Annotated in this window: 21 protein-coding genes and 1 other RNA gene; 16 read left to right on the forward strand and 6 right to left on the reverse strand. The window is 54.1% G+C overall.

The genetic code is table 11. The features are described 5' to 3' along the window. Nucleotides 1–107: 107 nt before the first annotated feature. The 3 genes from T9A_RS11125 to T9A_RS11135 all read right to left on the reverse strand — a co-directional run bounded on the left by T9A_RS11125 (nt 108) and on the right by T9A_RS11135 (nt 1,996). Complete coding sequence (locus T9A_RS11125; protein ID WP_035248367.1) at nt 108–758, reverse strand: hypothetical protein; 651 nt, start codon at nt 756–758, stop codon at nt 108–110. Continuing rightward, complete coding sequence (locus tag T9A_RS11130; RefSeq protein ID WP_035248369.1) at nt 755–1,654, reverse strand: DNA-processing protein DprA; 900 nt, start codon at nt 1,652–1,654, stop codon at nt 755–757. Before T9A_RS11130 ends, T9A_RS11125 begins: the two co-directional genes overlap by 4 nt. A 69-nt stretch (nt 1,655–1,723) precedes the next feature. Next, nucleotides 1,724–1,996 (reverse strand): hypothetical protein, encoded by a 273-nt coding sequence (locus T9A_RS11135; RefSeq protein WP_035248370.1) that lies wholly within the window; start codon nt 1,994–1,996, stop codon nt 1,724–1,726. Nucleotides 1,997–2,170: 174 nt separating this feature from the next. Here T9A_RS11135 and T9A_RS11140 point away from each other — a divergent pair, with 174 nt between their 5' ends. The 12 genes from T9A_RS11140 to T9A_RS11195 all read left to right on the forward strand — a co-directional run bounded on the left by T9A_RS11140 (nt 2,171) and on the right by T9A_RS11195 (nt 10,207). Next, nucleotides 2,171–2,326, forward strand: coding sequence for a hypothetical protein (locus T9A_RS11140; RefSeq protein ID WP_198030662.1), 156 nt, complete (start codon nt 2,171–2,173; stop codon nt 2,324–2,326). Nucleotides 2,327–3,099: 773 nt separating this feature from the next. Beyond that, nucleotides 3,100–3,423 carry a hypothetical protein gene (locus T9A_RS11150; protein ID WP_035248374.1) on the forward strand — a complete coding sequence of 108 codons (324 nt, stop codon included), beginning with the start codon at nt 3,100–3,102 and terminating at the stop codon, nt 3,421–3,423. Nucleotides 3,424–3,425: 2 nt separating this feature from the next. Continuing rightward, entirely contained in the window at nt 3,426–3,737 is a 312-nt protein-coding gene (locus T9A_RS11155) for a hypothetical protein (RefSeq protein ID WP_035248376.1), read from the forward strand. A gap of 13 nt (nt 3,738–3,750) precedes the next feature. After that, complete coding sequence (locus T9A_RS17365) at nt 3,751–3,879, forward strand: hypothetical protein (protein ID WP_269530046.1); 129 nt, start codon at nt 3,751–3,753, stop codon at nt 3,877–3,879. Between the two features lie 31 nt (nt 3,880–3,910). Beyond that, entirely contained in the window at nt 3,911–4,120 is a 210-nt protein-coding gene (locus T9A_RS11160) for a hypothetical protein (protein ID WP_035248378.1), read from the forward strand. Between the two features lie 59 nt (nt 4,121–4,179). Continuing rightward, nucleotides 4,180–4,422, forward strand: coding sequence for a major capsid protein (locus T9A_RS11165; protein ID WP_035248380.1), 243 nt, complete (start codon nt 4,180–4,182; stop codon nt 4,420–4,422). An 81-nt stretch (nt 4,423–4,503) separates the two neighbouring features. After that, on the forward strand, nt 4,504–5,847 hold the full coding sequence (locus T9A_RS11170) for a thrombospondin type 3 repeat-containing protein (protein WP_156964888.1): 1,344 nt from the start codon (nt 4,504–4,506) through the stop codon (nt 5,845–5,847). A 3-nt stretch (nt 5,848–5,850) separates the two neighbouring features. Next, entirely contained in the window at nt 5,851–6,168 is a 318-nt protein-coding gene (locus T9A_RS11175) for a DUF2523 family protein (protein ID WP_035248383.1), read from the forward strand. After that, nucleotides 6,168–7,283: a zonular occludens toxin domain-containing protein gene (locus T9A_RS11180; protein WP_084573483.1), complete on the forward strand. Its 1,116-nt coding sequence runs from the start codon at nt 6,168–6,170 to the stop codon at nt 7,281–7,283. Before T9A_RS11175 ends, T9A_RS11180 begins: the two co-directional genes overlap by 1 nt. 54 nt (nt 7,284–7,337) lie before the next feature. Beyond that, a complete protein-coding gene (locus T9A_RS11185; RefSeq protein ID WP_052042870.1) occupies nt 7,338–8,579 on the forward strand; it encodes a phage replication initiation factor in 1,242 nt (413 codons plus the stop codon). Continuing rightward, complete coding sequence (locus T9A_RS11190) at nt 8,576–9,565, forward strand: phage integrase (protein ID WP_035248386.1); 990 nt, start codon at nt 8,576–8,578, stop codon at nt 9,563–9,565. The genes T9A_RS11185 and T9A_RS11190 overlap by 4 nt, the downstream gene beginning before the upstream one ends. A 54-nt stretch (nt 9,566–9,619) precedes the next feature. Then, nucleotides 9,620–10,207 carry a hypothetical protein gene (locus T9A_RS11195; RefSeq protein ID WP_035248388.1) on the forward strand — a complete coding sequence of 196 codons (588 nt, stop codon included), beginning with the start codon at nt 9,620–9,622 and terminating at the stop codon, nt 10,205–10,207. 88 nt (nt 10,208–10,295) lie between these two features. Here the strand turns inward: T9A_RS11195 and ssrA are convergent. Further along, nucleotides 10,296–10,652, reverse strand: a transfer-messenger RNA (tmRNA) gene (gene ssrA / locus T9A_RS16890). A gap of 401 nt (nt 10,653–11,053) precedes the next feature. Between ssrA and T9A_RS11200 the strand changes: the two genes are divergently transcribed. Further along, nucleotides 11,054–11,335, forward strand: coding sequence for a hypothetical protein (locus T9A_RS11200; protein WP_035248390.1), 282 nt, complete (start codon nt 11,054–11,056; stop codon nt 11,333–11,335). 61 nt (nt 11,336–11,396) lie between these two features. On the opposite strand, the gene smpB is transcribed toward T9A_RS11200, so the two are convergent. After that, nucleotides 11,397–11,879, reverse strand: coding sequence for an SsrA-binding protein SmpB (gene smpB, locus T9A_RS11205; RefSeq protein ID WP_035248392.1), 483 nt, complete (start codon nt 11,877–11,879; stop codon nt 11,397–11,399). A 141-nt stretch (nt 11,880–12,020) separates the two neighbouring features. Between smpB and T9A_RS11210 the strand changes: the two genes are divergently transcribed. Next, a complete protein-coding gene (locus tag T9A_RS11210) occupies nt 12,021–13,562 on the forward strand; it encodes a sodium-dependent transporter (RefSeq protein ID WP_084573484.1) in 1,542 nt (513 codons plus the stop codon). Further along, a complete protein-coding gene (locus T9A_RS11215; protein ID WP_035248393.1) occupies nt 13,562–13,861 on the forward strand; it encodes an RnfH family protein in 300 nt (99 codons plus the stop codon). The genes T9A_RS11210 and T9A_RS11215 overlap by 1 nt, the downstream gene beginning before the upstream one ends. A 9-nt stretch (nt 13,862–13,870) precedes the next feature. On the opposite strand, the gene T9A_RS11220 is transcribed toward T9A_RS11215, so the two are convergent. After that, nucleotides 13,871–14,368, reverse strand: coding sequence for an outer membrane protein assembly factor BamE (locus T9A_RS11220; RefSeq protein WP_084573485.1), 498 nt, complete (start codon nt 14,366–14,368; stop codon nt 13,871–13,873). Between the two features lie 277 nt (nt 14,369–14,645). Here T9A_RS11220 and fur point away from each other — a divergent pair, with 277 nt between their 5' ends. Next, complete coding sequence (gene fur / locus T9A_RS11225) at nt 14,646–15,047, forward strand: ferric iron uptake transcriptional regulator (RefSeq protein ID WP_035248394.1); 402 nt, start codon at nt 14,646–14,648, stop codon at nt 15,045–15,047. Nucleotides 15,048–15,067 lie beyond the last annotated feature (20 nt).

Below are 15,067 nucleotides of genomic sequence, written 5' to 3' on the forward strand. Positions count from 1 at the left end.
CACATTCGATATAGCGTTATTTGCCTTCGGTATATTCGGCCTCGCACTAGATGGGGCCGACCAAAGACTAATGCCAATATATCGATCCCGCCTTTCGAATGATGTCATCATAGTTCATCCAAGCCGAAATCAAACGTTGGGGCTGGTATAGCTCTACGTGTCAAAAAAACCCCAATCACTCTGCTGCCAGGAAAAGCCTTCAGTAATACTTGTTTCATTGCTTTAAAGTGCCGCCCGGTAGTCAGAACATCGTCGAAAACAATAATGAAGTTTTTTATCTGTTCCACCTGCGTCAAATCGATTTTGTATAGATTTACTAGTTCCTCAACACTACCTCTGCTATTAGCAGTGTGAGAGGCTTCCGTGCTAACCATTTGGGTCACAATTTCACGAAAGTCTACCTTTCCCCCGTTAGCTGAATTAAATACCTTTAGTGCCTGTATGAGTCTATCGTCATAAAGTGAATCTTCTTTATTCTTCGAAGGCGGTACAGGAACAAACGTGCATTGGTCAAGATCGAACCCAGGACTTCTCAATAGGTTGGCGGCCTGAGATATAGCCACGTCTTTGTATTTGTATTCAGGTTTTCCCTTTCGCGACACGCACTTCTTAAAATTATAAATCAACTGATTCGATTCGCTGTGAGATGCACCTTTTTGGGCTGTGTATTCACCAAAAAAATAACATTCGTCGTCATCAGTTAATAAATAATGATCGCCTCTGTTGCTGCTATCAATTTGAGTTAGGCGCCATGTCATATTTTAAGCGCCCTCTTGATATCCTCAAATGTTTTTACTCTGTGAGCGCCTTTTTTTTCAAAGCGCTCAGGCCAAGTAATTTTTTTATTGTTAAAGCAGCTTTCTAAAATGAAAAGTTTTCGGCCTTGGGCGAGAGCTGCTCTTGCTTGATAAAGTGTTCCTGAAGTATCAGATGCCTCTACAATTATAGTTGCTTCTGTTAACGCAGACATCGTGACGTTTCTTTCTGGGAAGAAATTTCTATTCGCCCTATAGTCTTGTTGTTTGTACTTAAGAAATGGAACTTGACTAATTAATAAGTGTTCTTTTGAAATTAAATCCTGTAAATCTTTGTTTTTTCTAGGGTAGATATGATTGAGAGGGGTGCCTATAACTGCGATAGTGTTCCCGCCGCTTTCTATCGCTGCAGTATGTGCTGCCGTATCAACCCCTTCAGCCAGCCCTGAAACAACAGTATAGCCCTCTGCTACTAGCATTTTGGCTAATTTTTTAGTCCTTCTTACTCCATCTTCCGAAACCTTTCTCGCACCTACAATTGCAATCGCTTTCGAAAAAACCAAGTCCCAGTTTCCGCAGAAATAAAAGACTTCTATCGGATTTTTAGCATCTCTAAGTTTTTGTGGGTACTCAAAACTACCATTAATTCTTATGCCAAGATTTAAACCGTTAGGCTGTGATAAAACAGCTTCATTTAAAAATGACTTGGCTGTCTCTAGTTCTTTTTCGCTAACAAAATCTGAAGGCAGGAAGTCAGGGTGTTGACGGAATTTGTCGGCAATACGCTTAAAGGTTGCTCCATCCCTTATCCAAAGAGCCTCATAAGCCGCCATTTCCTCTGCTGGCGATATTGCCCTATCAAAGGGCGAATCTGTTCCAAAAAGAGAACCTATACTCATTTCAGTCTCACATTCTTTCTCATGAATCTTGGATTTTAAACCATCGCTCTGCGGCGATCTTTGTAAGTCTTACCCCAGCCCCGGTTTGCTTAAATTTCCGTTTGCAAGATCATACTCTGGGCTCACTTGACCAACCTCCGGCATTACCTCACCTGTTACAAGCCACCATCTGTATCGAGGGAATACGCGTCCAAGTATTTCAATTTCCTCGGCAGCAAAGCGCGCTCTACCCCGCTTAATGTTTTGCCACCTGGTGTAATCGCTGTTTCCAGCATCTGCCAGTTCTTTAAGGCTGACGCTTTCCAGTAATTGCCTTGCTCTATCAACAATCGCAGATTCCATAGGAAAACTTCATTTGTGTACCTAGTACACTTCTGCATTAATGAGTATGTACTAAGTACATGTACATAATACACAATAACTTCATACCACGTTTATCTTGAACATAGTGGAACAAAGCCGATGGTAGCGGAACTACAAGAATCAATCACCTCTCGTCCGGACTGGCCCCCGGTCATGCCGTGGCGCGAATTCGCTGACTGGTGCCGCGCAGAGCAAGGCGTCGTCCAGGGCTGGATAGAACGTGGCTACCTACCCACGATCAAGTTCGGCAAACACCGCATGGTGAACGTGGCCGCTCTGATCGACCAACTGAAAGAAGATGAGGTGTAGCCATGAACCCACTCAAGGACCTATCCCAGCGTTACCCGCGTCTTGCCGAGATACTGGACCAACTGTCCGCCGCTAAAGGCATGGACCGTCACGAGCACTACGTACGCGCCTGCGGCTTCCTCGAAGGCCTCTCTGCAGCCGACGTGACAACAAAATCAGAGTCCTCCGCTCTGAACGTATGTCTGTGCAACGTCCTTTTCGGCCTGGTCGTTGAGAGGGCATAGCCATGATTGAGTGCGTGACTTATCCAGATCTGTTGGAGCTCATCGAAGCCACAGAGCCACTTTTCAATTGGTTATGCCTGCTGGCAGGTTACGGCTTCTTTGCTATCGGTCGCGATATTCTCGTTTATGTAGACCGTGTTTGGTTGGGCCATGTCGAGCCTTGCCCATGCTCACTTTCAACCCGTTCAAACACTGAAGGCGAGGTGTAACCATGCCCCGCCTGGCAGGAAGCCCCCAGACCCCCATCGCCACAGGCGATAACAGCCCGCGGGAAAGCGTCGCTACGGGAACCCCCATTTCCCGGGCGACACCGCGCCCCCGGCGCACCCCTGAGGCACAACACCCCGCAACCGCCTCAGCACGCTTCCTCGCCCGTTTCGGCGCGCGTACCAGCCTCGCAGCCCCTGACCCCCTTTCCCGTGCCATGAACAACACAGGTTCAGCCCATGGAACAGCAAAAAGTCACGTTATTGCTGGCGCTTCTGCTCTCGCTCCTGCTGACCCAGCAGCCCCCCAAACCGCAAGCCAGCACACGGGAGGTGGCCAGCAATGAACGCTACTACCGCCAAGCTTATCTTTCGCCGCATAGCCAAACGCAGCTACAGCACCTGCGGCCTGTACCGAGTCCGCGAACTGCGCCCCGGACTTTTCGTTTCTGAACGCACCTGGCTGCCCTTCGAGAAGCCCGCCCACCTGTATGCCAAAGCGTGGTGCTTCGTGGGCTTCGCCGACACTGAAGCCAAAGCCAAAACCCTCTGTGAGCAGACCGAAAAGAAGCTCCAGAAGAAGGCACCCAGTTTCCAACGCAGTACCCATACCCAAACGGGCCTAAACGCCCAACACGACCTGCTAACCACCCACAAAGGTAACTAACCATGCAATTCGAAATCCCTACAACCCTGCTCGGCTGCCGTCTCGTTAACGTCGATGGCAACAAATACTGCTCCGTCTACACCGGCCAGATGCCGGAAGGTGACAACGCCAACAACTTCCGGGGCTATGAGGTCACCAAGCTCAGCGCCGACCCGGTGGTGTTCGACCAACTGGCCGACCACAAGACCCCCACCGAACGCCGCCTGCTGGCCGTCCTCAAGATGGCTGCCGGCGGCAAGTCCCAGCCCTACATCGTTGGCGTGGTCCCGGAAACGAAGACCACCACCAGCACCAGCAAGCCCGACAGCAAGTAAGGGGCGCTGAGCCATGACGGAAAAACGAATTCTCTTCGGCTTCTTTGCCCTGGTCTTTTTCGGGATGTGTCTCGCAGGTGCTGGCCTGTATTTCCATCACATCAGCGCAATGGCCGGCATCGCTGCGGGCTGTACGCCCTGAGTGGCTATCTGGACAGGAAGGGGATTCATCCATGAACCAAATCGCGTGCACGGACGGAGAGTGGCAACAGGCACCAGATGGCGCCCCTCTCTGCACCGGCACGCTCCAGATAGTGAGCGCGGGCGGCCCGTTTGGACTACCCGAGCTGACTTACGAGGACGCGAACTTGATCCTCGGCGCCGTGCTCTCGCTGTACGCCACGGTGTGGGGCGCCAAGAAACTCTTTGGCGTCGTTCGCTAGCAACACCAATGCAAGCAACTCAACCAAAACGCACTACCCAAACCAACTGGAGAAACACCATGAAAAACGCAATGAAAGCCCGTCTGGAGGCTATCCAGAGTAAAGGCCGTCACCTGTACCTGGCTGGCGGCACCGCAATGGCACTGGCCGCCACTGGCCCCGCCAATGCCGCCATCGATGTCGCTGGCGTTACCAGCGAAATCACTGGTCAGTCTGCGAATGTGGAACTGATCGCCGTTGCGGTACTGAGCGTGCTGGCAGTCCTCGCCGGTGTGACCTACCTGCGCCGGGTTGTTCGCTAACCCACCCGCAACAGAAGGGGCCTTCGGGCCCCTTTTTTCTCAAGGGGATTCGAGGTGAACAATGGAAGCGGACTTTGGCCCATGGATTTATTTAATCGTCTCTCTGGGGGCGTTTTACTTGCTGTTCTCCTGACCCTCTCGTCAGTCAGTGATGCCAGCACAGTGGCAGGGAAAACTGCTAGAAGATCATTAAACGGATTCAGCGGTGGATTCCCTCCATGCGAAAATGTAGCCCCTCCTGCATTGCCAAATACACACTTCGGAGCAACAAGCCCGGCTTGTGGTCAATGGTCCCAAAACAGTAACAACCACACCACATTCAAGTATATTCATTACTGTGAAACGGAAACTCACCCCCTAGTTATAAGTGCCACACAAACCAGCCCTTCCGGCGATTTTGACGTTGTCTGTGGTGAGCCCACCCCTGAATGTCCAGAGAACGATATCCACGTTGAATACGGCTGTGATGGCGGTCTTGTTGTGGGTACCGAAGGCACTTACCCACTCTGCTCCAACTCCATCCCTGACACCCTCTGCCGGGATGAGTGCATTTATGACCGACCCCAATTTGTCATTGGTGGTTCTCACCAATACCCAGGCACCAACTACGAAACCTCTGGCCGCTGGTTCTACGCCTCCAATGGCGATGCCTGCGGACAAGACACCGTCATTGATGGCGACCCCATCGAACAGGACGCAGACGGTGATGGCGTCCCCGATCAGGACGACAACTGCCCCGATGAACCCAACCCCCATCAAATCGACTCCGACCAAGATGGCGTTGGTGATGCCTGCCAGCCCGGTGACGGCGAAGGGGATGGTAGTGGTGATGGAGAGGGCGACGGCAGTGGTGATGATGGTAGTGATGAAGGTGACGGTAACGGCGAAGGGACCGACCCCGGTGATGGTACTGGGGATGACGGCGATGGCACCGGTGATGACGGGACAGGTGGCAACGGCGGAGGCGACGAAGACCCGGCCAGTAGCGTCTCTGGTGGCGAGTGCACCTCAGAAGGCGTAACCACCCCGAGCTGTACACACCTGGATGCCGTTCAATGCGCCATCTTCCTCGAAACATGGGGCACCCGCTGTGATGAAAAGCTGCGCCATGAAGACTTTATAGGCACCGACGAATACCGCGAAGGCGAGTCACTCCTTGATGTCGACGGTGAGGGTGGCAACGCCATTGCACAGCAAAGCATCGACTTTGGCATGTTCCTAAGTGGGCTCGATGACTCTGGGTCTGGCTTCGGCGGCGCCAGAGTCTGCCCGCCCGACAAAGTCATTAGCCTTGGTTTTGGAACCATCAGGCTTCCCTTCACCTTCATTTGTGAATGGGCCGAACGCATCCGCCCCTTAATCATCGCACTCGGCTGGCTCTCTGCCGCCTACATCGCCTTTCAATCCATGACAGGAAAGGAGTAATCCATGCCCAGCTGGTTGCAAGCCCTTGGCGTATTCCTCGCCCAAATCATCAGCCCCATGACTGCCAGGGTAATGGGCGCTCTTGGGCTGGGCGCTATTTCCCTCACTGGCGTGCAAGTCACCCTTAACCAGATCATCAACCACATCAAAGGGGCCATTGGTGGTGTGACTGCCGATATCCTCAACATAATCAGTTTGGCAGGCTTCGATGTGTTTATTGGCCTCGTTATCAGCGCGTATATCGGGGTGATCAGCATCCGAACCTTCTACGGTGCTTTTAAGCGCTTCGGCTTTATGGATCTGGGCGCGGGTGATAGCTGATGTTATGGATTTTCTCAGGCAAGCCAGGCTCGTCTAAAACGTCCCATGTGATCGACTTTGTCTTGTACAACGATCAGTTTCTGAAAGAGGACGAGAAGCGCAAAAAGAGCCCCTACCGGCGCTTTTTCTCCCTTGGCATTCCTGATTACACCGAGTACTGCTCTAACCGCCGCCCGGTCTACTACCGTGGCATCAAGGAAGTGAAACTGCCTTGGCATGAGCTGACAGATGAAGAGGCGGCTAACTGGCATGAGCATGTGCCGGATAATGCTGTAGTCATCATCGACGAGGCCCAGGAGCTCTGGGCACAGCGTCACAGCTCCAAAACGGTTCCACCTGGCATTAAAGCCCTCGAAAAGCACCGTCACCGTGGGCTGGATATCATATTTATCAGCCTGGACCCGGCCTTGCTGGATGTGAATGCCCGCCTTATCTGTAACGAGCATTTCCATTTCTCGCGCCCGTTCGGTGCCCCCTTCGTCATTGAGTATCACGCCGGTTCCGGCTATGTGAACCCCAATACCAAATCAGAGCTGGATAAATGTATTCAGACCAAGCGGCCATTGGCCAAACGGGTCTATGGGCTCTACAAATCCGCCGAGGTCCACACCCACAAATTCAAACCGCCCAAAATTATTTTCATCTTGCCGGTCATTGCCGCCTTTGCGGGCTTTCTTATCTGGTACTTCCTGAATAACTACGGCACCGATACCCCACAAACGGCCCAAGCGGTGACGGTCAACGGCCAACAGGCCCAGGTAGTTACCCGGCAAACCTACAAGCCGGAGGATTGGGGGGAGTTGATGAAACCAGAGGTCAGGGGACTGCCTTACACCGCCCCGATCTATAGCCCGAAATCAAAAGAACCCTCAGTGATACCCGTCGTTCAAGGCTGCATGTCCATGAAAGCCGATTTCAGTGACTGCAGCTGCTACACCCAGCAGGGCACCACTATCTTGGATATGCCACAGCAGATGTGCCGCCAGATCATCAAGCACGGGATCTTTAATCACCTGGCTAAAGAAGAACGTAATGAAAGCGGCCAGCGGCAGAGCGGCAGTGGTGAGGCACGAACCACGCCGGCTGCCGCAGGCCAGCTGCAGACGTCCCTGTAACACGTCTTACAAGTGACCCTTAGGTCCCACAATAAACCACATTAGGTACTCGTTATGGCAAGCGCTCCAAAACACTGCATCGCACTGGATAACGAACTCAACGAAGCCCCTTGGGGAAAGCTGTTCATTGACCCGGCTTCTGGCAAAACCTTCAACCTCAATAACGTGGAAGTGGTCCACTTCGGCACGGATACCGTCCGCCAACTCTACAAAGGCCAGCTACAGCCCGAAGTCATGGCCCTGTTTGATGAACCAGGCATGGTGAGCTTTGCCGGGGAACGGTGGTCGGCGGGACGGATTGGCCGGGATTCGGGGTATCAATACCGCCTACAGAACGCTGACCTTGGCCTGATCCTGCTGATCAAAAGCTTTCACGCCCAGATCGATGCAGTCGGCCCCCACCTGAAAATTGAAGTCTCCCCCCATTGCCTGCGATCACAGACCCCACAGCAACTACAGGCCACATTGAACCACTTTGCCGAACAGGTCCTCATAGACCCAGCACCCGCACAATGCGCTGTTCATATCGCCCTGGACGTACAAGGGTGGACACCCCCGAGAGACTTTGAAACCAAGCTGCACTGCAGATCCCGACGGGTACGCAGCTATCACGGCATCGACACCGTGGAATTCGATACCTCAAGCGCCGTCTATGGCCGTGGCGAATCCTTCCTGTTCGGCTCACCTGCAGGCATTCAGCTTGCCGTGTACGACAAGACCCAAGAGGCCAAACTACGCGACAAACTCGACTACTGGCGCTCTGTCTGGTCCGAGAAAGAGAACTATCAGGATGACCAACCGGTGTACCGGATCGAGTTCCGTTTCCATCACTCCGTAGTGGAGCAATTCGCCCAGGGCTCCATCAACAAGGAAACCGGGGAAGTCCTCGCATTCCAGGACTATGCCGACCTGTTCGACCACCTGGACGCCCTGTGGCGCTATGGCTGCGATTCCTTCCGGTATCTCTATCGCCCCGGCTGGTTCGACCCCTTCTGGACCCTGATCGCCCGCCAGGCACTGCCAACAGATCCCCCCGAAGTGGACTATAAGCGCTACTACAAGACTTCATCCGGCTACTCAGGCAAGAACGTGGAACTCCTCCTGGGCAACTACATCAGCTGTGCAGCCCGTCACCGCATGTCCCACTGCCAGGCATGGAAAGCCCTTGAAGCCCTGCCATTTTTCCAACTGATCCTCGATCACTACCGAGACCGAGGCAAGAAAACATGGGAGGTAAAAAAACACGTTAAGGATCTGCTCGAAGAGCGCTATATACGCTACGGGAAGGCCATATGATCAAGCAGCTAACTGACGGCCGTTGGCATGTCGATGTGGAACCGGTGAAGGGGAAACGCCACCGTAAGACCCTGCCCACCAAAGCTGAAGCCAGGCGCTACGAATCTCACATTCGGGCCCAGTACGCACAAAACACCGACTGGAACCAAACCGCCAAGGATCGTCGACGCCTGACACAGATCGTCGAGCATTGGTTCTCCCTCCATGGCCACAGTTTGCGTGATGGTGATCGCCGCGCCCGTGCTTTAGTGGTGCTTTCTCGTCGCTTGGGCAACCCCATTGCTGCCGATCTGAAAGGGCACCATTACTCCCAGTACCGCGCAACCAGAGCAGGGCAGGGCATTGCACCTAAGACCCTGAACAATGAGCTGGGGTATTTGAAAGCGGTCTATAACGAGATGCAGACCCTCGGGAATATTCACTATGAATGCCCGATTGCCGGGGTCAGGCCGTTGAAGGTTCCTGAGAGGGAGTTGTCTTGGCTAACAACAGAGCAGATCAAAACCTTGCTGCATGAGATCCGGGAAAGGACGGATAACCCTCATGTAGAGCTGATTACGCTGGTGTGTCTGGCTACGGGTGCAAGATGGTCAGAGGCTGAAGGGCTTACCCTGGACAAGATCCGGAACGGGTCCGTGGTGTTCAGCAATACCAAAAGCGGAAAGGTGCGCGTCATCCCGATCAGTGAGGATCTGGAAGCCAGGCTCACTGCCCATCTGAAAATTCACCGCCACATGTCGTCCAGCATTACCGCATTCCGTAGGGCTCTTGCCAGGACGGGCATCGAACTACCCAAGGGCCAGGCAGCCCACGCCCTCCGTCACACCTTCGCAAGTCACTTCGTCATGAATGGCGGTAACATCCTGACGCTACAGAAGGTACTAGGACATTCCACCATCAACATGACAATGCGTTATGCCCATCTTGCGCCAGGTCATCTACGAAAATCTGTTTCCCTGAATCCTATTCATGGGGTGAAATTTTGATCTTCTTTGTGTATTACTTTGTGATGAAGTTATCAAAATCAAAAGGAGATTGTTATGAATGGAATCAAACTTCTAAAAGGAGTGATGCTCTTATTTGTTATTGCGTCTCTGTCAGGCTGCTCGCATTTCACATCACCAGCTAGAGTCGAGAGGCTCGAATCTGGAGACAGTTATTGGATGGATTACAATGCTTACAGGAGAGGGACTCTTGTTCTGAACCGTGCAGAGCAAGACGGAACTAGTCGTATAGTAACCTGTTCTGAGCCTGCACCAGATGCTGCAATGGAGCTAGTGAACAAATTTGAAGCAAACATCAAGGCAGAAGATGTTGATCTGGCAAAAGGCAAAGTCGAATTAACTTCGAAGGCGGTTGATCTCGCCAAGCGTACCCAAATGATTAATTTCCTGAGAGAGTCACTGTACCGGTTATGTGAACTGTCGATGAATACTGATCTAAGTGCCGCTCAAATGAAGGATATGTACGAGGGGGTGTCTGAAGCAGCTGTTGAGTTGGTTCAACTTGAGATCAAACAGGCTCAGGGTGAAATCGACAGGGAGAAAACAAAGCAACTTAAAGTAATTGAATCTTTTGTAGAGAAAGGTACTAGTCCTGAGCAAATTGAGAGTTTCATTACTCCCTAAGTTCGACACATTTTCGACAGCGCAAAAAAAAGCGCAAGCCAAAGATAGCTAAAACATATTGCTATCAAGGGCTTGCGCCTTCTTTGTTTGGTGGAGCCGGCGGGAATCGAACCCGCGTCCGTCAGCAATCCATCTGCAGATCTACATGCTTAGCCAAGTTTATTGATTTAAGCCTTCACAACCCAACTGGCAGGACGTGAAAGCCGGGCCCCTAAGAGTTTTAACAGCGCCATCCGGGGCGGACTTTGCTGCGAGCCTGTGTTGCGATGCTCGCCGCTCTTCCCCACAGGCAGGGTCGATTGGCGATAAGCAGGGTTTAAGCTGCTAGTGCGTAAGAATCGTCGTTAGCGATTGCTTTAATGTGCCACAAATGATTTACGAGACTCGTGACCTTCTCGGCATGCACCACAGAATTCAATACCGGCGTCGAATCCAGGTCGGCCCCTGTGATGGGTTCATTGTAGGTGATGGGGGCAGGGAAGTCGATTCACAAGTGGGGTCCGGGATGTTCCGGATCGGCCATGTTGTGGGGGTAAACGCCATGAATCATGTTCTAAATGTAACTAGATTGTGAAAAGTGTTACTTTAATACCCGAATGCTGTCTGACAATCAGACCCGGAATACTTGTTTTGTCATTTTTCAAGCGCACTATACAGGTGTCATCACGGCACTGTGTCATTGGCCGATGGTGAGGTTGAGCGAGTGATGCTCAGGTAGCCACAAGCCACCATGGAACATCCAGCTCGAAATTGTGTATCACACAATGGCTTTACAGCGAGCCTTGAAATAGACGTTATATAAAGGCCGCTGATCAAAGCATTGTCGTTCATTAAAGGAGAAAGTCGATGAACACGATCTTTCGGTCAGCAGGGCAAGTTTCCGAGAAGGCACTGTCGCCTTTGAAGGCTCAGCCGCTGCTCTACAGAGCGTTGCAACTGGTATTCGCGCTGGCTGCGTATGCAGGTGGTGTGTACCTGGTGGATATGGCGACTCCGGAGGCACGTCTTCCGGTGATTCTGTTCGCCGTTTACTTCCTGCCTGCGGTGCTGCGCGCCTGGCTGCAGTTTTACTGGCAGCTGCGCGGCGACAGCCGGGCTCAGGACGTGAACACCCATCAGTCGGTGTAGCGCCAACCGGTACAGTCTGAAGACAGTGTCACGCGTGCAGGGGGCGGCCCGTTAACCCGGGTTAGCTGCCCTGCCGCATCAGACGCTGCTTCTGACGGTTCCAGTCGCGCTCCTTCTCAGTAGCGCGCTTATCAAACTTCTGCTTACCCTTGGCCAGGGCGATATCGCACTTGGCGAACCCTTTCTTCCAGTACAGGCTCACCGGTACGCAGGTGTAGCCCTCTTTCTGTACGCCACCAAAGATACGTCCCAGTTCGCTGCGATGCAGCAGCAGCTTGCGTGTGCGCACCGGATCCGGGTTGACGTGGGTACTGGCGGCGATCAGGGGCTCGAAGCGAGCACCGAACAGAAAGGCTTCCCCATCCTTGAGCAGGACGTAGGCCTCGGTCAGGTTGCCTTTACCGGCACGCAGTGACTTCGCCTCCCAGCCTTCCAGGACCAGGCCGGCTTCGAAGTGCTCTTCCAGATGATATTCGTGGCGTGCCTTGCGGTTTTGCGCAATGGTGGCCGACGGCGCTTTGGCTTTTTTCTTGGCGTTTCCCATAGGCGAACGATTATAGAGCATGCGTTTCGCGGCTGACAGGGCTTTGTCTGTCAGGACGACGGTGAGTTGTGCATTGGGCTTACTTGAGCCGCCCAGTTAAAAAAAAGACAATAGCGCCACGCTAACGAGGGTAATCCTGTTATGAAGCAAGAGATCAAGCCGGTCCATGGCATGTGGGCCAGCCGTTGGGTGTTTATTCTGGCGGCGACCGGGTCGGCCGTGGGGCTGGGTAACATCTGGCGTTTCCCGTATATCACCGGCGAGAACGGCGGTGGTGCCTTTGTGTTGCTGTACCTGCTGTGTATTGCGGTGGTGGGCATTCCCATCATGGCGGCAGAGGTGATGCTGGGCCGCAAGGGTGGGCTGAGCCCGATCAATTCCATGCGCAAGGTGGCGGCGGACAGCAAGGTGACCCAGCGTTGGGCGGGCATCGGCTATCTGGGCGCGCTGTCGGCGTTTCTGATTCTGTCGTTTTACTCGGCAGTGGCCAGCTGGGCGTTGTATTACGCCTGGGAGGCGGTGCGCGGCGTTTTTGAAGGTATTACCGCGACCCAGTCGGAAGCCCATTTCAACGATATGCTGGCCAACCCCGGATTGCTGCTGGGTTACCACACGCTCTTTATGGTGCTGACCATGGTGGTGGTGGCCCGGGGCGTGAAAGGCGGACTGGAAAAGGCGGTGCAGATTCTGATGCCGCTGTTGTTCGTGCTGCTGCTGGTATTGGTGGGTTATGCGGCGACCACGCCGGGTTTCAAGGAGGGGATTAGCTTCCTGTTTGCCTTTGATTTCTCCAAGTTGACCGGCAAGGCAATCATCGTGGCCGTGGGGCAGGCCTTCTTTACCCTGAGTCTGGGCATGGGCGCGATCATGGCCTACGGGGCGTATATGCCCAAAACGGTGAAGGACAAGAAGACCGGGCGCAGCCGACCGGTGTCGATCATGTCGACCGTAGCGATCATTGCGCTGCTCGATACCCTGGTGGCACTGGGCGCCGGTGTGGCCATGTTCCCGCTGTTGTTCTCAAACGGCCTGGAAGTGAGCCAGGGCCCGGGGATGATGTTTGTGACCCTGCCGCTGGCCTTCGGTCAGATGCCGGGTGGTCTGTTGTTTGGTTCCCTGTTCTTCGTGCTGGTGGTATGTGCCGCCTGGAGCTCGTCCATCAGTCTCGGCGAGCCGGTGGTGGCCTGGCTGGTAGAGCGGGGCTTGAAGCGCCCGATGGCGGCACTGGTGGTGGGCCTGGGGGCCTGGCTACTGGGTGTGGGCTCGGTGCTGTCCTTTAACGTATGGAAGGATCACACCTTCCTGGTGGGGACTTTCTTCGACAATATGGAATTCCTGTCCACCACGGTAATGTTGCCCCTGGGCGGGCTGCTGATTGCTATCTTTGCGGGCTGGGTGATGAAGGAAACCCAGGCGCGCAAGGAACTGGCCATGCAGAACTTCAAGCTCTATCTGGTATGGCGGGCATTGGTGCGGATTTTTTCACCGGTGGCGGTGATTGCGCTGTTTGTCTATTCCATCTGGGCGACCTTCGCCCCAGAAGAGGAGGCTCAGGCTGCAGAGGCGCTGGCTCAGGAACAGGTGGATGCGGTTACCAGCGAGGCGCCGGCGCAGCAGGATACTGCCGCGCCGCTGCCGCAAGAGGGTGGCACTAAGGTGCCCGTGGAGCAGGAGTCCCCTTGATGGCCGGTGATGCGCGTATTCATGTGGAAGTGACCTATGCGCTGCCGGACAAGCAGCGTCTGATCGGCCTGGATGTACCGGAAGGTACTACCATGCTGGAGGCGGCAAAGCTGTCCGGTATCGAAGAGCAGTTCGAAGGGCTGGTGCTGGACAAGGCGCCCATGGGGATTTTCGGCAAGGTGGTGGCCAATCCGGCCGGCCAGGTGCTGAAGCCCGGCGAGCGGGTGGAGATCTACCGCCCGCTGCAGGCGGACCCGAAGCTCAATCGCAAGAAGCGGGCGGCAGAAAAGGCCCGCTGATGGTGCGGATCAGGCTGCTGGTTGGCCTGGGTCGGTCGGTTCCTGAGGCAGCGTTTCCGGATCTGGCGCCGATTGCTGGGTAGCAGGGGCTGGCTCGGGGGTGGTTTCTTCCTGCTTGCGTTGGTCCAGTTTGCGCTGCAATTCGCGGTCTTGCTGCGAGCTGGTTTTCTTGCGGAAGTCCTCGATCACTTCGCCTTCATGGCGGCTGTAGCTGCCATTTTCGAAGTGCAGCACAATCTGCTGACTGACGTTGTCGCCCTTGCCGGGGCGGTAGGTCATCAGATAAAACCATTTGTCAGGGGTGAACGGGTCCACCAGAGTGGGGGCCCCAAGCACGTAGCGAACCTGCTCCGGGCTCATGCCGGGCTGGAGCTCGCCGAGCATTTCCTCGGTGACGAAGTTGCCCTGCGGAATATCGATCCGGTAGACGCCGGGAAAGCGCAAGGAGCTGCAGCCAGTGGTGGCCAGCAGGGCTGTCAGACTAAGGACGGCTAGAATTCGTGGCATGGTTTTTCGACTTCACTAAGTGTTCGGGCGATAATACAGACTTGCAGTAGCGGTACAAGTTTCCCGCTTTTTTCATATCGCCCTGAATCTGTGGCTTCAGCGTGGATGCATGGCGTGAGAATTTGTTGTCACAGTGGGTTTTCTGAGGGAGGGTCGTATCAGGGAATACGATCGACTGAAAAAAATCCTCTGTGGCGGCAAAGACTTGCGTCAGGCGCCGCGATGAAGTCACGGGTTCAGGGGCATCGCCACCTTTTGGCAAATTGGAGCATACGCATTGGATAATCAGGATCTCAGAAAAGCGGGCCTTAAAGTGACCCTGCCGCGGGTGAAAATCCTGCAGCAACTGGAGAAATCTGAAGAGCGCCACCTGAGCGCCGAAGATATCTACAAGTCGCTGATGGACGCCGGCGAGGATGTGGGGTTGGCCACCGTCTACCGTGTGCTGACCCAGTTCGAGCAGGCGGGCATGGTGCTGCGCCACAACTTCGAGGGTGGCTCTGCCGTTTTCGAGCTGGCGGACGAGGACCATCATGACCATATGGTGTGCATGGAAACCGGCCAGGTGATTGAGTTCATGGATGACGTGATCGAGAAACGCCAGCACGCCATTGCCGAGGAGCACGGCTACGAAATCATGGACCACTCGCTGGTGCTGTATGTCAAGCCGAAGAAGTAGCGAGGAGGCTGCTTTACATC

Source organism: Alcanivorax jadensis T9 (assembly GCF_000756655.1).
GTDB lineage: Bacteria > Pseudomonadota > Gammaproteobacteria > Pseudomonadales > Alcanivoracaceae > Alcanivorax > Alcanivorax jadensis.